General features: G+C 63.3%; 14 protein-coding genes, 1 tRNA gene and 1 pseudogene. 11 read left to right on the forward strand and 5 right to left on the reverse strand.

Annotation, left to right across the window (positions count from 1 at the left end):
- Window positions 1–55: 55 nt before the first annotated feature.
- Together BDOA9_RS19585 and BDOA9_RS19590 are read right to left on the reverse strand one after the other, a co-directional pair.
- Entirely contained in the window at window positions 56–1585 is a 1530-nt protein-coding gene (locus BDOA9_RS19585; RefSeq protein ID WP_025035662.1) for an aldehyde dehydrogenase, read from the reverse strand.
- Entirely contained in the window at window positions 1582–2232 is a 651-nt protein-coding gene (locus BDOA9_RS19590) for a GntR family transcriptional regulator (protein WP_025035663.1), read from the reverse strand. The genes BDOA9_RS19585 and BDOA9_RS19590 overlap by 4 nt, the downstream gene beginning before the upstream one ends.
- 143 nt (window positions 2233–2375) lie before the next feature.
- Between BDOA9_RS19590 and BDOA9_RS19595 the strand changes: the two genes are divergently transcribed.
- The 9 genes and pseudogenes from BDOA9_RS19595 (at window position 2376) to BDOA9_RS19640 (ending at window position 10986) form a co-directional block, all read left to right on the forward strand.
- Window positions 2376–3149, forward strand: coding sequence for an alpha/beta fold hydrolase (locus BDOA9_RS19595; RefSeq protein ID WP_025035664.1), 774 nt, complete (start codon window positions 2376–2378; stop codon window positions 3147–3149).
- A 393-nt stretch (window positions 3150–3542) separates the two neighbouring features.
- Window positions 3543–4760 carry a multidrug effflux MFS transporter gene (locus BDOA9_RS19600; RefSeq protein WP_025035665.1) on the forward strand — a complete coding sequence of 406 codons (1218 nt, stop codon included), beginning with the start codon at window positions 3543–3545 and terminating at the stop codon, window positions 4758–4760.
- Between the two features lie 15 nt (window positions 4761–4775).
- Window positions 4776–6173, forward strand: coding sequence for a guanine deaminase (guaD, locus tag BDOA9_RS19605; protein ID WP_025035666.1), 1398 nt, complete (start codon window positions 4776–4778; stop codon window positions 6171–6173).
- 11 nt (window positions 6174–6184) lie between these two features.
- Window positions 6185–7168: an antibiotic biosynthesis monooxygenase gene (locus BDOA9_RS19610; protein ID WP_025035667.1), complete on the forward strand. Its 984-nt coding sequence runs from the start codon at window positions 6185–6187 to the stop codon at window positions 7166–7168.
- Between the two features lie 52 nt (window positions 7169–7220).
- Window positions 7221–8123: a ribonuclease Z gene (rnz, locus tag BDOA9_RS19615; protein ID WP_025035668.1), complete on the forward strand. Its 903-nt coding sequence runs from the start codon at window positions 7221–7223 to the stop codon at window positions 8121–8123.
- A 206-nt stretch (window positions 8124–8329) separates the two neighbouring features.
- Window positions 8330–9391, forward strand: a complete 1062-nt coding sequence (locus BDOA9_RS19620; RefSeq protein ID WP_025035669.1) for an acyltransferase family protein — start codon at window positions 8330–8332, stop codon at window positions 9389–9391.
- 202 nt (window positions 9392–9593) lie between these two features.
- A tRNA-Gln gene (locus BDOA9_RS19625) sits at window positions 9594–9667 on the forward strand.
- Window positions 9668–10228: 561 nt separating this feature from the next.
- Window positions 10229–10447, forward strand: a pseudogene (locus tag BDOA9_RS19635) (LysR substrate-binding domain-containing protein); the annotation flags it as partial.
- Between the two features lie 176 nt (window positions 10448–10623).
- Complete coding sequence (locus BDOA9_RS19640) at window positions 10624–10986, forward strand: DUF1428 domain-containing protein (protein WP_025035672.1); 363 nt, start codon at window positions 10624–10626, stop codon at window positions 10984–10986.
- Between the two features lie 9 nt (window positions 10987–10995).
- On the opposite strand, the gene BDOA9_RS19645 is transcribed toward BDOA9_RS19640, so the two are convergent.
- Genes BDOA9_RS19645 through BDOA9_RS19655 form a run of 3 tightly spaced genes read right to left on the reverse strand, consistent with a single transcriptional unit; the run spans window position 10996 to window position 15929 of the window.
- Complete coding sequence (locus BDOA9_RS19645) at window positions 10996–11556, reverse strand: invasion associated locus B family protein (RefSeq protein WP_025035673.1); 561 nt, start codon at window positions 11554–11556, stop codon at window positions 10996–10998.
- 60 nt (window positions 11557–11616) lie between these two features.
- On the reverse strand, window positions 11617–14763 hold the full coding sequence (locus BDOA9_RS19650) for a multidrug efflux RND transporter permease subunit (RefSeq protein WP_025035674.1): 3147 nt from the start codon (window positions 14761–14763) through the stop codon (window positions 11617–11619).
- A complete protein-coding gene (locus BDOA9_RS19655; RefSeq protein ID WP_025035675.1) occupies window positions 14760–15929 on the reverse strand; it encodes an efflux RND transporter periplasmic adaptor subunit in 1170 nt (389 codons plus the stop codon). The genes BDOA9_RS19650 and BDOA9_RS19655 overlap by 4 nt, the downstream gene beginning before the upstream one ends.
- Window positions 15930–16301: 372 nt before the next feature.
- On the opposite strand from BDOA9_RS19655, the gene BDOA9_RS19660 reads away from it, so the two are divergent.
- Together BDOA9_RS19660 and BDOA9_RS19665 are read left to right on the forward strand one after the other, a co-directional pair.
- Window positions 16302–16541, forward strand: a complete 240-nt coding sequence (locus BDOA9_RS19660) for a hypothetical protein (RefSeq protein WP_025035676.1) — start codon at window positions 16302–16304, stop codon at window positions 16539–16541.
- A gap of 209 nt (window positions 16542–16750) precedes the next feature.
- Complete coding sequence (locus BDOA9_RS19665) at window positions 16751–19147, forward strand: TonB-dependent receptor (protein WP_025035677.1); 2397 nt, start codon at window positions 16751–16753, stop codon at window positions 19145–19147.
- The last annotated feature ends 2 nt before the right edge of the window (window positions 19148–19149 follow it).

The raw sequence follows: 19149 nt of genomic DNA on the forward strand, positions 1-19149 counted from the left end.
TCATTCTGGTTGATGCGGCCCGCCTTCTATGGACGGTCGGCCGGGTGCAGTTCTGCTAGTTCAGCCGCTTCTGGTTGGCCGTGTCGCGATACCAGTCGAACGGCTGCTCGTGGGTCGCGACCATCACGCTCTTGGTGTTGAAATGGTCGTTGAAGCTTTCGGCGCCGCATTCGCGGCCGATGCCGGAATCGTCGACGCCGCCCCAGGGCGAGGCCGGGTCGAGGCGGTGATGATCGTTGATCCAGACGATGCCGGCCTTGACGTTCGCGGCAACGCGGTGAGCGCGGGCGACGTCGCGGGTGCGGATGGCTGCGGCAAGGCCGAACGGCGAGTCGTTGGCGAGCCGAAGCGCATCGGCCTCGTCCTTGAACGGGGTCACCGAGGTGAAGGGACCGAACACTTCCTCCTGGAAGATGCGCATGTCGGATTTCACGTCGGCGAAGACCGTCGGCTCGACGAAATAGCCGTTGTCATGGCCCGGCACCTTGGCGGCAACGCCGCCGGTGACGAGACGCGCGCCGTCGGCGTGACCATAGTTCGCATAGGTGAGAACGCGGTCGCGCTGCTTGGCCGAGATCACGGGGCCCATCTGGGTGCTGGGATCGAAGGGGTCGCCGACCCGGATCGTGCGAGTCTTGGCCTGCAGCTTCTCCACGAACTCGTCGTAGATCGAGGCCTGGACGATGTGGCGCGAGGCGCAGACGCAGGTCTGTCCGGCGCCGATGAAGGCGCCGAAGGCGGCATAGTTGACCGCGCGGTCGACGTCGAAATCGTCGAAAACCATCACCGGCGTCTTGCCGCCGAGTTCCATGGTCTGATGTGCAAACACTTTTGCGGCGGCACTGCCGGCGATGCGGCCGGCCTCGGTGCCGCCGGTCAGGACCAGCTTGTTGATGTCGCCGTGCTCGGCCAGCATCTTGCCGGCGCTCGCGCCGAGGCCGAGCACGACGTTGAAGACGCCGGGCGGCAGGCCCGCTTCGGTAAAGATCTGCGCCAGCTTCAGCGTCGTCAGCGGCGTGTATTCGGATGGCTTGACCACGGTGACGCAGCCGGTTGCCAGCACCACGGCGAGCGACTTGCACAGGATCATCAGCGGGTGATTGAACGGGGTGCAATTGGCGACGATGCCGATCGGCGTTCGGAGCGTGTAGTTCAGATAGGCGCCTTCGACGGGGATCACCGAGTCACGGCGCGACAAGGCTAGGCCGGCGAAGTAGCGGAAGAAATCGGGCAGGCGGGAGAGTTGGGCGCGGGTCTCGTTGACCGGGCGGCCGTTGTTGAGCGTCTCCAGCCGGTACAGGCTGTCGAGATTGGCCTCGAACGCGTCGGCGAGCCTGTTGACCAGTCTGGCCCTGGCGCGCGTGTCCATGCCGCCCCAGGCCTTGCCTTCGAACGCGGCGCGCGCGCTTTTCATGGCTCGGTCGATGTCGTCGGCGGTGGAGTTGGGAATGCGGGCGATCACGTCGCCGGTCGCGGGATTGCGGATATCGAGCATCGCGCCGTTGCCGGCCTCGACTTCACGCCCATCGACGAAATTGCCGTGGATTTCGACGTCGATCGACGCAGGTTTCGACGGAATGTTCATGACGACCTCTCTTCGACGATGACGGCGTTGCGCTTGAGCGCCGGCAGAACGCGTTTTTCGGTGTCCCCGATGTGGGCCTTGATGATGCGCGCCGCGGTGCGCGTTTCGCGGCTCTGCATGGCGTCGATCAGTGCGACGTGCTCTGCGACGAGCTTTGCTGGGTCGTGGCCCTTCAGGTTGGAAATGCTGACGCGGACGAGCCGGTCGGCCTGGCCGATCAGGTCGCACAGCGCCGTCGCCATGCGGCGATTGCCGGAAGCATGGGCCAGCGCAGTGTGGAAGCCACGATTGTAGGCGATGAAGTCCTCGTGATTGCCCGAGAAGCGGCGGAATTCGTCGAGCGATTTCAAGACGCTGTCGGATGCACTTTCGATCGCTTCAGCGACGCAGGCCGGCTCCAGCGCGAGGCGGAAGCGCAGGAGATCGCGGGCATCGGAGAGCGAGATCGGCGTCACGCGGCAGCCCTGGCGCGGCTGCACCGTCACGAGGTGTTCGCGCTGGAGCCGCAGAAGGGCATCCCGAACCGGCTGCCGGCTCACGGAATAGCGCTCGGCCAGATCCTGCTCTCGCATTTCATCGCCAGGAGCAAGCCGGCATGCTAAAATATCAGATCTGAGAAGATCATAAATATTCTCGCGCAAAAGCATGATTCTTGGCCCTCGTTGGCCACAATCTGGCAAGCCTGATATTTCACGTCAAGTGCCGAATGCTTGAAATCCCTGACAGTTGATTTATCAATCAGCGGCCTCCGCGGCATCCGACCCGGCGGCGAGCCAGGGAAAGACCGAATATGGACAGGCTTCTTGCCAACGGGACCGTCAACGCCGCGCAATCGGGCGAGGGGCCGCCGCTGTTTCTGCTCCACTCGCTGCTGTCGGATCGCGCCAGTTATGATGCGATCGTGCCGGCGCTTCAGGGATCGTTTCGAACCATCGTGCCAGAGTTGCCGGGCTTCGGCCGTTCACGCGCGGTGGAAGGTGGGCTTGCAGCGGTCGCGGACCGGATGGCGGAGGCCGTGCGCGATGCCGCCGGCGGCGCGCCGGCGATCGTGCTCGGCAATGGCTATGGCGGGTTCGTCGCGTTGCAGATGGCGATCCGGCACAAGGAGATCGCAGCCAGGCTCATTCTCGCCGATAGCGGCGCGGTGTTCTCGGAGTCCGGCCGCGAAGCGTTTCGCAACATGGCGAAGGTCTCGCGCGAGAAAGGACTGGAGGCCGTCGCCGACGTCGCGATGCGGCGCCTGTTCGCGCCCGAGTTTCAGGTGCGGCACCCCGACCTGATGCAGGATCGTCGTGCAGCATTCTTACGGACCGATCCCGATGTGTTTCGCAGCGCATGCGTTGCGTTGGCTGGCCTCGATCTCCGCGCCGAGCTTGCCGCGGTGACAGTTCCGGTCCTCGTTCTGGTCGGCGAGCACGACGAAGCAACGCCTCCGCCGATGTCGCACGAACTCGTTGCAGGATTGCCGCGCGCCGAACTCAAGGTCATTCCAGGCTGTGCGCATGTGCCGCAACTTCAGTCGCCGCGGCAGTTTCTCGAAGCACTCGAGGGATTCCTGCTCTGAGCTTCGCCCGGCCGGAGCCGGTCGCGTATCGGAATCAGCGATGCCTTCCGAGCGGTTAATGGCGTCGGTGCAATGACGAGCGCGCAATTGGCCATGCTGTGATTCTGCGCCTGTTTTGCCCGACGAGTCAAACCCTCGTGTCGACAGGGCACGAGTCGCGGCGGACGAAATTCTTCAGTGATTTCTACTTTGCATGGGGTTGTTTTCGCGTTTTTTGTCGGCGCGCCCCGCGGCCAGAGCATCAGCTGTCAGATTTCGTGTCGCTACGCGCCTCCTAAGAGTTTCTACACACAGTTGTGTCAGCTTCCCGCGCGTCAATATCCGCAACCTGCATCGTCGCCTCTCATTGCGCGCACGAAAAGACGGGGCCGCGGGCATCGAGGGGCGTAAGTCATGACTGCACTTGCTTCGGACGCCGGTCGCGCCAGGAGTGGGATCGTGCCGATCCTGTTGTGCGTCGTGCCGTTCAGCCAGATTCCGCTCGATGCCTATACGCCGGGCTTGCCGCAGATGGTGGTGGATCTCGCCGCTGACGCGGCGTCGATGCAGAACACCGTCACCGCTTACATGCTCGGCATGTCTCTGGCGCTGGTGCCGGTCGGTATCGCCTCGGACACAATCGGCCGCCGCAACGTGCTGCTCGCAGGCCTGTCGGTGCTGATCGCGATGAGCATCGCATGCGCGCTCGCCACCAGTGCCTCGCTGCTGCTGGGCTTGCGCTTCCTGCAAGGCATCGGCGGCTGCACCTGTCTCGTCGTCGCCTATGCGGTCGCAGCTGATTGTTTCCGCGGCCGTGAGCTCACCGCGATCTCCGGCCTGTTGGGTGCCGCCTGGGGCCTTGCGCCGGTGCTGGCGCCGGCGGCCGGTGGCTTCATCGTCGAGCTGACCTCCTGGCGTGGCGTCTTCGTCGTCATTGCCATCGCTGCTGCCATCGTCGCCGCGATCGTCGCGTTTCTTTTGCCCGAAACATTGCCGGCCGAGCGACGCGCGCCGTTCGATCCGCGCCGCACGGTTGGGATCTTGCGCGAGGCGCTGGTCCGCCCGGGCTTCCTCGCTTTCGTGCTGGTGTTTGCCGCGGCGGCCAGCGCGCAGCTGGCGTTCGGCGTCGTGGCGCCGTTCTTCTACCAGACCGGTCTCGGCTACTCGGCGGCCATCTACGGCCTCGTCGCGCTCGGCCTTGGCGGGGTCAATCTCGCCGGTGAGCTCGGCTGCGCGCATTTCGCGCAGCTTTTGCCCGCGCGCTTGCTGGGCTTCGGCGCCTTCGCGCTGTTCCTCGTCGGCGCCGCGGTCCTGGCCGCAACAGGCATGACAATCGGTCTCGATTTCGCCTCGATCACGATCGGCGGCGCGCTGGTGCTCGGCGGCTGCGGCGTGCTGTGCCCGATGATGTACGGCATGGCGCTCGGCCTGTTCGAGCGCGACCACGGCCTGATCGGCGGCCTCATCAGCGCGCTCTGCTATCTCGCCGTGAGCGGCGCCATGGCGATCACGGCGGTGTTGCCTGAAGCAACGCAGGCGCCGATCGGATGGCTCTATCTCGGCCTCTGCGCCATTGCCGGGACGCTGCTCGCGATCTCGCTGCCGTCGGTGCGGCAGGCGACACACAGTTAAGGAAGGAACTAAATCATGACCACGGTCGGAATTCGCGGCACGTTCTTCGATTTCGTCGACGATCCCTGGAAGCACGTCGGCAATGAGCAGGCCGCCGCGCGCTTTCACCAGGACGGCCTCATGGTCGTCACGGATGGCGTGATCAAGGCCTTCGGCCCCTACGACAAGATCGCCGCCGCGCATCCGGGCGTCGAGATCACCCATATCAAGGACCGCATCATCGTTCCCGGCTTCATCGACGGCCACATTCATCTGCCACAGACGCGCGTGTTAGGAGCCTATGGCGAGCAGCTGTTGCCGTGGCTGCAGAAATGGGTCTACCCGGAAGAGCTCAAATACCGGGACCGCACTTACGCCCGCGAGGGCGTGAAGCGTTTCCTCGATGCGCTGCTCGCCTCCGGCACCACCACCTGCCAGGCCTTCACGAGCTCCTCGCCTGTCTCGACCGAGGAATTGTTCGAGGAAGCAGCCCGCCGCAACATGCGCGTGATCGCGGGGCTCACCGGGATCGATCGCAACGCGCCGGCCGATTTCATCGATACCCCTGAGAATTTTTATCGGGACAGCAAGCGGCTGATCGCAGAGTATCACAACAAGGGCCGCAACCTCTACGCCATCACGCCGCGCTTCGCCTTCGGCGCTTCGCCGGAGCTGCTGAAGGCGTGTCAGCGCCTCAAGCACGAGCATCCGGATTGCTGGGTCAACACCCACATCTCCGAGAATCCGGCCGAGTGCAGCGGCGTGCTGGTCGAGCATCCCGATTGCCAGGACTATCTCGGCGTCTACGAGAAGTTCGACCTTGTGGGGCCGAAATTCTCCGGCGGCCACGGCGTCTATCTCTCGAACAACGAGTTCCGCCGCATGTCGAAGAAGGGCGCCGCGGTGGTGTTCTGCCCGTGCTCGAACCTGTTCCTCGGCAGCGGCCTGTTCCGCCTCGGCCGCGCCACCGATCCCGAGCACCGCGTCAAGATGTCGTTCGGAACGGATGTCGGCGGCGGCAACCGCTTCTCGATGATCTCCGTGCTCGACGACGCCTACAAGGTCGGCATGTGCAACAACACGCTGCTCGACGGCAGCATCGACCCCACACGCAAGGACCTCGCGGAAGCCGAGCGCAACAAGCTCTCGCCCTATCGTGGCTTCTGGTCGATCACGCTCGGCGGCGCCGAGGGCCTCTACATCGACGACAAGCTCGGCAATTTCGAGCCCGGCAAGGAGGCCGACTTCGTCGCGCTCGATCCGAACGGCGGGCAGGTCGCGCAAGCGTGGCATCAATCGTTGATCGCCGACGGCGCCGGGCCGCGCACGATGGATGAAGCCGCGAGCATGCTGTTCGCCGTCATGATGGTCGGTGACGATCGCTGCGTCGACGAGACCTGGGTGATGGGCAAGCGTCTCTACAAGAAGAGCTGAGACAGTCGCCGATGAGCGCATCTCCTGAAAAAGCCGGCCAGCCGGTCGCCCTCGTCATCCAGCGCCGCATCGCCGACGACGGCTTTGCTGCGTTCGCACGGTGGAACGGCGAGGTCGGCGAGGTGCTCAAGGCCTGGCCCGGCTTTCTCAGCCAGGAGGTGGTGCCGCCGCAACCGCCCGCGCATGTGGACTGGGTGACGATCGTGCGCTTTGCGAGTCCGGCCGCAGCTCGCGCCTGGCTTCAGAGCGAGGTGCGGGCAAGGCTGATTGCGGAGATACAGCGTTTCTTCGTCGGTTCGGAAGATGTCCATATTCTTCCGGACACAGGCGTCCAACGCGACAGCGCAGTCTCCGCCGTCATCTCCTTCAAGGTACCTGCAGGGTTGGAGGACGCCTTTCTCACCTGGCAGCAGCGCATCCAGGCGGCGGAGGCCGAGTTCAAGGGATTTCTGCGCCACAAGATCGAGCGGCCGATTCCGGGCCTGCATGACGAATGGATCATCATCCTGTCGTTCGATTCTGATGCCAACCTCAATGCGTGGCTCGACTCGTCCTTGCGGCAGACCCTTCTTAAGGAGGGCGAGCGCTTCAATGCCGGAATGAACGTGAAGCGGGCGAGCTACGGCTTCAATTTCTGGTTCCCGGCCGGCAAGACGCCGGCTCCGGAGCAAGGGCCCGGTTTCATCTGGAAGAGCAACCTGATCGTTCTCCTGGTGCTTTATCCTGTCGTCTACCTCTGGGGCTTCTTCATCAGCAGGCCGCTGATCGACAGTCACGGCGTGCCGGTCTGGCTGTCGCTATTCCTCGGCAATTTCGTCAGCACCCAGCTGCTTGGCTGGTGGCTGGTGCCCGCCGCCTTCAAGGCGCTCGACTGGTGGGTGACGTCGAGGGCGACGATCAGTCGCCAGATCGCGGGCTACGTGTTGCTTGCCGCGCTCTATGCCGCGTCGATGGGCCTGTACGCGCTGCTGCTCGCGTGGCATTGGGGACGGTGAGACCGTCAACCGTATTGGCGCGGAGAAGGGCGGTCGCCAGGTATCGACGACCATGTTCGCCCTGACGTTTCTCGGGACATCGGCCAGCGTTCCCTCGGCGGAGCGCAATCATCCGGCGCTTCTCGTGGAAGCCGCTGGCAAGCGCGTCCTGGTCGATTGCGGCGAGGGCACGCAGCGCCAGCTGCTGCGCAGCGGCGCCGGCTTCCGGCGGCTCGATCGCATCCTGCTCACCCACGCCCATCTCGACCACGTGCTCGGCATCCCCGGACTGTTCTCGACGCTCGGCTTGCGGCAGACGTCCGAGATCATGACCATTCACGGCGGTGCAGGCACGCTCGACCTCGTCACCCGCATGCTCGCCGGCCTGTGGGGCGCGGGCAGGGCGCCGATCTCCGTCGCGTTCGCGGCGCTGACCGAGGGACAAGTCATCGATGCCGGTGAATTCACCATCGGTTGTTTTCCCGTCCGGCATCGCGACACCGACAGCTTTGGCTTCGTCTTCCAGAGCCCCGCGCGCCGTCATCTGCGGCCCGATCGCCTCATGGCGCTCGGTGTCCCCGACGGTCCCTTGCGCGGCGAGCTGGCCGCGGGACGATCGATCGTGCTTGCCGACCGAACCATCGATCCGGAAGAGGTCCTGGGTCCGCCGAGCGGCGGCAGCAAGCTCGTCGTGATCGGCGACACCGAGACCACCGACGGGCTGTCGCGATACGTGGCCGGTGCCGACATGCTGGTGATCGAGGCGACGTTCCTCGATCGCGACGCGCCGACTGCGCGGAATTACGGCCATCTCACCGCGGCGGAAGCGGCCTCCTTTGCCGCCACGAACAGGATCAGACAGCTCGTGCTGACGCACATGTCGGGACGCTACGAGGACGCGGACATTCTAGCCGAGGCGGCAAAGATCTTCCCGAATACCCGGATCGCCGCAGACTTCGATCGCATCCTCGTTTGATCAGCCCAGAGCGAGGCGACGCCGATGCGGCCGTCTGTTGTTCCCGAAGAAACGCGTAACTCGCGCTCACGCCATAGGATCCTGGAAAGTGCATTTGACCTTAGACCATGCGATGTGAAATCCGGGGCCGATAAAGCCGCGTGGAGGGTGCTTGTTAAGGGCTGATTGCCGGTCTAGGTTCGCAGCAACTAACGGATGCGGGGCCGATGGGGTACGTTCGTTTTGTGCTGGCGGCGATCGTCGTCGGATTTCACTGCAAGTTTGGCGTCATTCATCAGACGATCGGAGGCTTGGCCGCGGTTGAAGCTTTCTTCATTATCAGCGGCTTCTATATGGCCGCCGCCTATGAGCGGCACTATTCTGGCCAGCCTGCCGCGTTCGTCGCCAGCCGCTTCGCGAGGCTTTATCCGCTCTATATCATCGTCGTGATGGCGACGTTCGTTCTGCATTGGTGGAACCCGGCGAACCAAACCGGCATTCTGAATTACTTCCGGACCGACACGCCGCCGTATCTGGTCAACCTCTCGCTGATCGGCCTCGATCTCTTTTCAGCAATCCACAGCAACAAGTACCTGCTCATTCCACCGGCATGGTCGATCAGTGCGGAACTCGTGTTCTACGCACTGCTTCCCGCCTTGCTTTTGCTCAACGGGAAGAGCCTGGCCGCTTTCGTTGTCGCTGCCTTCGCGTTCAAGATCACCATGATCCAGTGCTGCGGATTGAGGTGGGCTTATTACCCGTTTTTCAGCCAGATCGGTTATTTCGGCACAGGAATCCTGCTATTTTGGCTGCGAGATCGCCTGACATGGTCGACGCGTACGGGCTATTGGCTCCTCGCTCTCTATACCCTCTACCTCCTCGGCAACCACTATGCCGACATAGACCAAAACGGGGGCATCGTTCAGGGAGTGGTGCTGGTTCTGGCGACCTGCATCGTGATACCGACGCTCTTTGAGCGGATCAACGGGCCGCTGTCCACCGCATTGGGCGACGCGTCATATGGCGTCTATCTCCTGCATTTTCTCTTCATCCAGATCGCGATCGATCTGCAGATCTTTGACCCGACCACGTTGACGAAGCCGACCAGCGTAAGTCACTGGCGGATTCTCTTCCAGACCGCGGGAATCCTGTTGGTAAGCACTGCCGTGGCGCTCGCCTTTGAGTTCACGGTGCAGCGGTGGATTGACCGGGCGCGCCGGTCGGTTTTTTACATCCGGGAAGGAAGACCAGAGTCCTCCCGGCCGCAATACCGGCCTGACGCTGCTTGAACGAGGAAAAATCTGTCCGAACGACCAGCAAGAGGAGCTCGCTTGGGCGTGAACGCAGCGAGAACAAGGGACGTTGTTTACAGAAGGACTGGACCGCGAAGAGCAGCGCGGCTATATGAGCGGCCTGCAGGCCGCTGATTTGCAAAATTTCAGCCAGCTTGCCGAAATCCCGAAGAAAGCTTAGCGATTTCAAGCGCTTCGGTGGGGAATGGTGTAACGGTAGCACAACAGACTCTGACTCTGTTTGTCTTGGTTCGAATCCAGGTTCCCCAGCCACGCACTCCCGCGTACGCTCATCTACGATCTACTACTCCCACACCCGGTCGGTTCTGCTCAATTTCAGATGATCTCAGCGATCTGTCCGACGATTTTGTTAGCCGGGCTTCGGATGGGGAGCCAAGAGCCAAATGTAAGCCAGCCGTGCCTCGCGGAGAGCTTCGCTCTACGCACGAATGGCAGCTTTGCCGAAACCGGACCAGACATCTGCGCGATGGAGGAGTTGGCCGCGAACTCGGCGCGTGCGGGCGCGAACATCATCGTGCTGCCTCACATGCTCGGCCTGGCTCGGCAGGAAGAATCACTCGATCCAGACGCTGGGGCGCCCGCGAATCGTGCCCACCGGCGCGCGGTCAGGGACGACATCGAGATCCTCGGCCACCAACGGTTCCGGCTAGCTCATCGCCGGGCTGAGATCGAGCGCCGCGCCCTGGCCGAGATCGGCGCGCCAGTTGAACGGGATCGCGATGACCGCGTCGCGTCGGCAGCTATAAGTCGCCGGGCGTGGTCTGGTCCCCTAAAGCAGATGACTTGTCCCGGGGGGATCTTAACCTCGCTGTCACCATCATTGTCGCCGACGACATCAAGGCGGGACGCCTCGTCCACGTCCTTCCTGACTGGAGGCCCCGTTCGGGCATCGTGCACGCCGTATTCCCGTCGCGCCGGGGACTTCTCCCCTCGGTCCGCGCGCTGATCGACTTTTTCGTCCGCGAATGCGCGATCCAACGCGCCCGGGCCGACAAGATCGTCCCGCCAATCGTCAGCGAAAGGCGGGATTGAGCGCCAGGCGCCGGCAACGGTTGAGCACAGGCGCGGTTTCACAGGCTGCCCGCATCGAGAAGCCCCGTCACATCTCTCCACACGCGGCGGTTTGCCTCACCCGACATCGGCATTCCCAGGTCGGATCGCGGCACGCTCCATCGTCCTTGGGCTGTACAACCCAAGGAGATCTGCAAATGCCCTATGTCGATGGTTTCGTTCTCGCCGTGCCGAAGGACAATCTCGAGGCCTACAAGGCGATGGCGACGACGGCCTGCGCCATCTGGATGGAGCACGGCGCGCTCGACTATGTCGAATGCATCGGTGACGACGTTCCCTATGGCGAGCTCACCTCGTTTCCTCGCGCGGTGATGGCAAAGGAGGACGAGATCGTGGTGTTCGCCTGGATCGTCTATCGGGACCGGGAGAGCCGCGATGCCGTGAACAAGAAGGTGATGGCCGACCCGCGGCTGAAAATGGAAGGCATGCCGTTCGACGGCAAGCGCATGATCTATGGCGGCTTCACGACGCTGCTTCGGGCGGGCGACATCGCGACGTGACGTGCGCCGCTACTTGATCTTGTCGTAGGCGGAAGCGAAATCGCCGAGCGGCATCGGGATCGCGATGGTCTCCTTGGCCATGTTCTGGAAAGAGACCTTCAGCTGCTTGCCCGACCGCAAGGCGGCGAGCAGGTCCGGCGCAACCGGGGTCGAGGCGTAGCAGCCGCGATTCTCGCAGGTCTGGACCTGGAGATCGAACGACTTGCCTTCGTCGACCTGGAGCTTGGCCCCGACGGGAAGGTTGAGTCCGAGCGGCAGTTGCAACAGCGCGATCGGCGTGCGGGTATCGGGCGCGATGCGGATGTTGATCAGGACCACGGTCTGGCCGGTCTTGGTCAGCACCGCGTTCTGCTCCATGGCGCATTCGAGCGGCGCGTCGCGGCTTGCGCTGGTGCAGCGGACGATCCAGCCGGGCTGTCCGGAAGCCCCGTCAGCCTGCGTCGGGGCAGGCGCCGGCTGCGCGGCCGGGGTGGGCGCGGCGTTCTTCTTGGCGCCCTGCTGGGCGTGTGCTGCGCTCGCCGACAACAGGACAGCAGCGACGAGGGCGACCAGTCTGGATTGCATAGGCATGGGAAACCGCATTTGCGAACCGGGGCCTCGCTGTAGCGTCGCGGCAGGCGCGGCGCAAGCTTACTCCGCGGCTTCCTTGACGCTGCCGTGCTCGGGTGCCTCCTGGCCTTCGCCGTCACCCGAACGGCCCCAGCCCGAGAACCAGTTGTTGAGCTCATCGAGATAGAGATAGACCACCGGCGTGGTGAACAGCGTCAGCGCCTGGCTGACGATCAGGCCGCCGACCATGGCGTAGCCGAGCGGCTGGCGGATTTCGGCGCCGGTGCCGTGGCCGAGCATGAGGGGCACGCCGCCGAGCAGGGCCGCCATCGTCGTCATCATGATCGGACGGAAGCGCAGCAGCGCGGCCTGACGGATCGATTCCTCCGGCGTCTTGTGCTCGTCGCGCTCGGCGGCAATCGCGAAGTCCACCATCATGATGCCGTTCTTCTTCACGATGCCGATCAGGAGGATGATGCCGATCAACGCGATCAGGCTGAAGTCGAATCCGGCCGCCATCAGGATCGCGAGCGCGCCGACGCCGGCCGAAGGCAGGGTCGACAGGATCGTGATCGGATGGATGTAGCTCTCATAGAGAATGCCGAGGATCAGATAGACCACGACGAGCGCTGCGAGGATCAGGAGCGGCACGGTGCCGAGCGATTGCTGGAACGCCTGTGCGGTGCCCTGGAAGCTCGAATTCAGCGTCGGCGGCGTACCGAGCTCCGCCATCGCCTTCTGCACGGCCTCGGTGGCCTGGCCGAGCGCGACGCCTTGCGCGAGATTGAAGCTGATCGTGATCGACGGGAACTGACCCTGATGGCTGATCGAGAGCGGGCGGACCGGATCGGTGGTCCAGCTCGCGAAGGTCGACAGCGGCACCTGGTCGCCGGTCAGCGGCGATTTCACGTAGAGCTTGTTCAGCGTCTCCAGATCGCCCTGCATCTCCGGCAGGACTTCCAGGATCACCTTGTAGGTGTTGAGCTGCGTGAAATATTGCGTGACCTGCCGCTGTCCGAAAGAGTCATACAGCGTGTCGTCGATCAGCTGGGGCTGGATGCCGTAGCGGGCTGCGGTGTCGCGGTTGATCTTGAGCTGGACCGTCGTGCCCTGCGTCTGCTGGTCGGTCGCGACGTCGCGCAGCTCCGGCAGCGTCTGCATCTTGGCGAGGATCTTCGGCGCCCATTCGTTGAGCTCATCCAGATTGGCGTCTTGCAGCGTGAATTCGAACTGCGTGCGCGTGGGTCGGCCACCGAGCCGCACGTCCTGGGCCGCCTGCATGTAGAGGCGGGCGCCCTGGACCTTGTCGGACTGCGGACGCAGGCGCGCGATGATCTGCTGGGCCGATGCGTCGCGCTCGTTGCGCGGCTTCAGCGTGATGAACAGGTTGCCGTTGTTGCCGGCACGGCCGCTGCCGCCGATCGACATCGCAACGCTGGCAACGTCCGGATCGGCCAGGATGATCTTGCCGAGCTGCTCCTGGCGTCTCACCATCTCCTTGAACGAAATGTCCTGCGAGGCTTCGGAGGTGGCCGTGATCAGGCCGACGTCCTGCTGCGGGAAAAAGCCCTTGGGGATCAGCACGAACAGGTAGATCGACAGGCCGAGCGTGACGAAGAAGATCGCGAGCGTGGTGCGGCGCCAGGCCAGGGCATGGTCGAGCACATATTCGTAGCCGCGCAGCATCGCGTCGAAGGCGCGCTCGCTCCATTGATAGAAGCGGCCGTGCTGGACCTCGCCATGGGCGCGCAGGAAGCGTGAGGCCATCATCGGCGTCAGGGTCAGCGACACGAACATCGAGACGAAGATGGTCATCGCCAGCACCACGGCGAATTCGCGGAACAGGCGCCCGATGATGCCGCCCATCAGGAGCAGCGGGATCAGCACCGCGACCAGCGAGATGCTGATGGAGACGATGGTGAAGCCGATTTCCTTGGAACCCTTGAAGGCGGCCTCCATCGGCGAATAGCCTTCCTCGATGTAGCGCGTGATGTTCTCGAGCATCACGATGGCGTCGTCGACCACGAAGCCGACCGCGATGGTGAGCGCCATCAGCGACAGATTGTCGAGCGAATAGCCGACCGGCCACATCATGGCGCACGCGCCAAGCAGCGCCAGCGGAACCGTGACGGTAGGGATGACCGTCGCCCAAAAGCTGCGCAGGAAGATGAAGATGACCATAACCACGAGGACGATGGTCAGCAGCAGTGTGAACTGGACATCCTCGACCGCGGCGCGGATGGTCGTGGTGCGGTCGCTGATGAGCTCGATCTTGATGGCGGGCGGGATCGCGGCAACGAGGCGGGGCAAGGTCGCCTTGATCCGGTCCACGGTCTCGATGACGTTGGCGCCCGGCTGCTTGAAGATCACCAGGAACACGCCGCGCTTGCCGTTGGCCCAGGCCGCCTGCTTGGCGTCTTCGGCGGCGCTGACCGCCCGGCCGATATCGCGGATGCGCAACGGAGCGCCGTTGCGATAGGCGATGATGACGTCGTTCCAGTCCTTCGCCTGGGTGAGCTGGTCGTTGGCGTAGATCGTATAGGCCCGTTTCTCGCCGTCGATATTGCCCTTGGGGCTGTCGACCGTGGTGATCGCGATCTGGCTGCGGATGTCCTCCATCGACAAGCCCTTGGCGACCAGCTTTGCGGGGTCGACCTGGATGCGGATGGAGGGTTTCTGCTGGCCGCCGATGAAGACCTGGGCGACGCCCGAGAGCTGGCTGATCTGCTGGGCGAGCTGGGCGTCGACCGCGTCGCTGACGGTGGTCAGTGGCAGCGTATCCGATGTCGCCGACAGCAGCAGGATCGGCGCGTCGGCGGGGTTGACCTTGCGGTAGGTCGGGGGCGACGGCAGGTTTTTCGGCAACTGACCGCTGGCCGCGTTGATGGCGCCCTGCACGTCGTTGGCGGCGCCGTCGATGCTGCGGTTGAGGTCGAACTGGATGGTGATGGACGCCGTGCCCAGATAGCTCGTCGAGGTCATCTGCGCGATGCCGGGGATCTGGGCGAACTGCCGCTCGAGCGGCTGTGCCACGGACGAAGCCATCGTCTCAGGGCTGCCGCCGGGCAGGTTGGCGGTGATCTGGATGGTCGGAAAGTCCACCTGCGGCAGCGGCGCGACCGGAAGCAGGGGATAGGCGACCAGGCCGACGAAGAGGATGCCGGCCATCAGCAGCGAGGTGCCGATGGGATATCGGATGAATGGTGCCGAAATCCCGCCCTCGGTCATTGCTGTCGTACCTTGTTCTGGGCCGGATCCGAGCTTGCCACCGCCGTCGATACCAGGCTTCCGGGCTGGACCTTGAACTGTCCGCCGACGATCACCTGCTGGCCGGGGCTCAAGCCTTCCTCGATGACCGAACGCCCGTCGATGCCATAGCTGACCTTGACCTTGTGCAGCTCGGCCCTGTTGTCCTGATTGACCGTATAGGCGTAGAGCCCGTTTGTGGAGTGCTGGACCGCGTCATCCGGAACGACGGTCGCATCCTTCAGCGTTCGCACCAGGAGCCGCGTCGAGACCGATTGGCCCGGCCACAGCGTTCTTTCCGTGTTGTCGAACACCGCCTTGAGCCGGATCGTGCCGCTGCCCGTGTCGACCTGGTTGTTGATTACCGCGAGCTTGCCCTCGGCCAGCGTCTTCTTGCCGTCGGTGGTGAAGGCGATCACCTTGAGCGCGCCGGCCTTCTGGCCTTCGCTGATATAGGGAAGCTGGTCTTCCGGCGCAGTGAAGATCACGGCGATCGGCTCGACCTGCGAGATCGTGACGATGCCGGTCTGCGAGGAGGCATTGACGATGTTGCCGATGTCGACCTGACGCAGGCCGGCGACGCCGGTGATCGGTGCCCTGATCTGGGTGTAGTCGAGCTGGGTCTGCGCGTTGGCGATCGCGGCCTCGTCGGCGGCGATCTGCGCGGTGAGCTGGGCGACGGTGGAGCGCTGGGTATCCACCCGCTGTGCAGTGGCGAATTCGCCGAGCTTCGTGGCGCGCTGAAGTTCGAGATTGGCGTTGGCGAGACTGGCCTCATCCTGCTCCTTCTTGGCCTTCGCCTGGTCAAGCGCAGCTTGGTAGGGACGGGGATCGATCGAGACCAGGAGATCGCCCTGCTTGACGATCTGGCCTTCTCTGAACTCGAGCCTGACGATCTGGCCATCAACCCGGCTGCGGACCTGGACGGTGTTGAAGCCTTGAACCGTGCCCAGACCGGTCAGGTAGACCGGAAAGTCGGTCTTCTGGACCGGTGCAATACTGACGGGGACGGCGGTGGGGCGAGGTGGGCCTTTTTGTGCGGCCTGCGATTTCCCGACCTCGGAGCCAAGATTCTGCCAACCATAATAACCCGCGGAGGCCGCGGCCGCGATGATCAGAAGCCAAAGGATCGGCCGGGACTTTTTCATGTCGTCTCGTGTCGGCTCGTATGCCCTCGGCTAATCGGGGCAATCGTGCGGGTTCCATGTCGAGGTATAATACACGCCAAATTCCGGTGTAAACAGCACTATCGGTTCAGAATCCTAAACAATTGGAAAGCTTTGCACTGTGCAGGCAGCTTGCTGGCGCGGCGGTGTGCAGCGCTGCATTTGCCCGCCGCGGCCGGTCGGCGTGCCATTCTTGCGCAGCACGCGCAGCGGCGTGCTCGGGGCCGGTCGGGCCCCGTGCCGGGTCGTGGTTCGGATCAGTCGCAAGAACGGTTCTAAGTTGCGTTGTGACCGTTTCCGTTGTCAGGGTTATCAGCATCGTCCATATCGGCCCCGCCATGAATGGAGCGCAGGATGGATGAGCTGAACGGCAAGCTGATCGCTTGTCAGATTCTGATCACGGGATTGATCGCGCGTGTCGCCAACGAGCAGCGCGATCCTTTGCGCTTCCTCACCGACTTTCGCGACGAGATCAAAGCCGTCGTGAACGGCGTCAACATCGCCGGCATGGACAACACCGATCGCGTGCGCGCCGTCGCGCAGAAGACGGTCGACGAATTGTTCTCGCTGATGAAGCCGCCGAGCAGCGACTGAGAACGGAACAATCGAATTGCGTCGCTTCTCTCGAACAAATCCCATCCAGGATTAGAACGATTTCAAACTACAGATTAGAATCGTTTTGATCTGGATTGATTCAAGGGTTCTCGCGCGCGGCTCGCATTGACCCGCTATTTTGCGGCCGATACCAACGCTCATCGTACGTTCGAAGTAAACGAACGAACAGGAAGATGGGGCGTTTGTTAATGGCGCAGGTAGTCGCACCGAAATCGTTGCGTTCGGTCGCAGCGTTGAATTCATTGGATGAGAAGCTCACGGGGGTTTCCGGTAAGAAGGTTTCTGCGGTTGCAAGCTTGATCGCGATGGCGTCGGTGTCGAGCGGCGCAGAGGCGCAGCAATCGAACCTGCCGCCGGTGACCGTCGATGCTCCGGTCGAGCGGCCGCGTCCGGCGGCTTCGAAGCCTTCGCCCGAGCAGGTCCGAGCCCGCAACGCGCTTCGCCGTGCCGCGCAGCGCCAACAGGCGCCGCAGGCGGCTCCAGCCACCCCGTCCGGCGTGCCGGACGGCAATCCCTATGCCGACCCTGCCGCGCCTTACAAGGTCGACCACGTCCAGGCCTCGGGCAAGTTTCCCGAGAAGATGCTGAATACGCCCAAGTCCATCACAGTGCTGAGCAAGGAGGTGCTCGAGGACAAGAACGCGACGACGCTGAAGGAGATCGGGCGCTCGACGGCGGGCGTGACGCTCGGCTCGGGCGAGGGCGGCAACGCGTTCGGCGACCGTTTCTTCATCCGCGGCTTCGACGCGCGCAACGACGTCTTCATCGACGGCATCCGCGATCCCGCCGTTTCCATCCGCGAGAACTTCTTCACCGAGCAGATCGAGATTCTGCGTGGGCCGGCATCCTCCTATGCCGGCCGCGGCACCGCCGGCGGCGCCATCAACATCGTCACCAAGCAGGCCGGCGACGTCAACTTCAAGCGGATCGACAGCGAGTTTGGCACCGACATGACCAAGCGCGTCACGCTCGACGTCAACCAGGTCATCGATCCGACCTTCTCGGTGCGCGTCGGCGGGCTGTTCCAGGATGCCAACGTCGCCGGCCGCGACTACGTGACCGACAATCGCTGGGGTAGCTTCATCTCGACCAAGTACACCCCGACCAACGACATCAAGATAACGACGAACTACGTCCATACCGACCTCAGCGGCTATCCCGATTTCGGCGTGCCCTATTACAAGCAGGGCAACGTGCCGGTGACGTCGGCGGGCATTCCGCGTGGCAACTGGTACGGCTTCCTCAATCGCGACTTCCAGACCGCGCGGCAGGATTTCGGCACCGGCACGATCGAGTACAAGGTCAACGAGGCGATCACGCTGACCAGCAAGGTGCGCGGCGAGCACTCGCTGCTCAACTATATCGGCACGCTGCCGCAGAACCCGAATACGACCAGCCCCAACCCGCTGCTCTGGACCACGACGGCGAGTGCGCAGAGCCGCTATCAGAACGTCGACGTATGGGCCAACCAGAACGAGGCCACGTTCAAGCTCGACACCGGCGGGGTCAAGCACACGGCGGTGTTCGGCGTCGAATATTCGAACGAGAACATCTCCATCGATCGTTACGCCGGTCTCGCGTCGGAACTGTCCGGGGCAGGCTTCACCAGCAACGGTGCCGTCCAGAACGTCAATCTCTACTCTCCGCAGTTCACCTACATTCCCTTCGGCATACCGTCGCTGATTGGCAACCCAACGCGCTATGGCGTCAACACCAGCAGCGTGTACGTCATGGACACCGCAAACTGGCAGGACACGATCATCGTCAACGGCGGTGTCCGCTATGACGGCTACAGCCAGAGCGCATCCAACAATTCGAACTATGTGAAGCAGAGTTCCGATCTGGTGAACTACAACGTCGGTGTGGTCTACAAGCCGATGTCGATCGGCAGCGTCTATGGAGCCTATGCGACCTCGGCCAATCCGTTCGGGTCGGAGCTGGATGCGACGGGCACTGAATACGGCGGCGTTCCCCCGAACTCGACCATCTTGCTCGGGCCCGAACGCAACAAGGCGATCGAGGTCGGCACCAAATGGGAGCTTGCGGATCGCCATTTGCTGGTAACCGGTGCGCTGTTCCAAACCACCAAGGACAACGCGCGCGAGACCGTCAGCAACGTGCTCACATCGGGTGCTGCCTACAGGATCCAGGGCATCGACATCGAAGCGGAAGGCAAGATCACCGACCGCTGGAGCATCTTCGGCGGGCTGGTGCTGATGCAGTCGAAGGTCACACAGAGCGGCGTTGCTTCGAATCTCGGGTTGCAACTCGCCAATATCGCCCATCAGTCGTTCAGCATGCTCACCAAGTACAAGTTCGACGACGGCTGGGAGCTTGGTGGCCAGGCGGTATATCGCTCCAAGGTCTATGGCGGCACGTTCGCGGCCAACACCAACGAGCTGCCGAGCTATTGGCGCTTCGACGCGTTCGTCGAGAAGAAGATCGACCAGAACTGGAGCATGAAGTTTTACGCGCAGAACCTGACCAACAAGCTCTATTATGACTCGTTCTATCGCAGCAACGTTCCCTTCGTGGCGGTCGCGCCGGGACGGGCATTCTACGTCGTGACGACAGCGAAGTTCTGATC

Origin of the sequence: Bradyrhizobium sp. DOA9, from assembly GCF_000617845.2 — a bacterium.
In the GTDB taxonomy this organism is placed as follows: Bacteria; Pseudomonadota; Alphaproteobacteria; order Rhizobiales; family Xanthobacteraceae; genus Bradyrhizobium.

Coding starts and splice junctions, on each gene's coding strand:
- BDOA9_RS19585 (WP_025035662.1), bottom strand. CDS start 1,585: ATGAACATTCCGTCGAAACCTGCGTCGATCGACGTCGAAATCCACGGC.
- BDOA9_RS19590 (WP_025035663.1), bottom strand. CDS start 2,232: ATGCTTTTGCGCGAGAATATTTATGATCTTCTCAGATCTGATATTTTA.
- BDOA9_RS19595 (WP_025035664.1), top strand. CDS start 2,376: ATGGACAGGCTTCTTGCCAACGGGACCGTCAACGCCGCGCAATCGGGC.
- BDOA9_RS19600 (WP_025035665.1), top strand. CDS start 3,543: ATGACTGCACTTGCTTCGGACGCCGGTCGCGCCAGGAGTGGGATCGTG.
- guaD (WP_025035666.1), top strand. CDS start 4,776: ATGACCACGGTCGGAATTCGCGGCACGTTCTTCGATTTCGTCGACGAT.
- BDOA9_RS19610 (WP_025035667.1), top strand. CDS start 6,185: ATGAGCGCATCTCCTGAAAAAGCCGGCCAGCCGGTCGCCCTCGTCATC.
- rnz (WP_025035668.1), top strand. CDS start 7,221: ATGTTCGCCCTGACGTTTCTCGGGACATCGGCCAGCGTTCCCTCGGCG.
- BDOA9_RS19620 (WP_025035669.1), top strand. CDS start 8,330: ATGGGGTACGTTCGTTTTGTGCTGGCGGCGATCGTCGTCGGATTTCAC.
- BDOA9_RS19640 (WP_025035672.1), top strand. CDS start 10,624: ATGCCCTATGTCGATGGTTTCGTTCTCGCCGTGCCGAAGGACAATCTC.
- BDOA9_RS19645 (WP_025035673.1), bottom strand. CDS start 11,556: ATGCCTATGCAATCCAGACTGGTCGCCCTCGTCGCTGCTGTCCTGTTG.
- BDOA9_RS19650 (WP_025035674.1), bottom strand. CDS start 14,763: ATGACCGAGGGCGGGATTTCGGCACCATTCATCCGATATCCCATCGGC.
- BDOA9_RS19655 (WP_025035675.1), bottom strand. CDS start 15,929: ATGAAAAAGTCCCGGCCGATCCTTTGGCTTCTGATCATCGCGGCCGCG.
- BDOA9_RS19660 (WP_025035676.1), top strand. CDS start 16,302: ATGGATGAGCTGAACGGCAAGCTGATCGCTTGTCAGATTCTGATCACG.
- BDOA9_RS19665 (WP_025035677.1), top strand. CDS start 16,751: ATGGCGCAGGTAGTCGCACCGAAATCGTTGCGTTCGGTCGCAGCGTTG.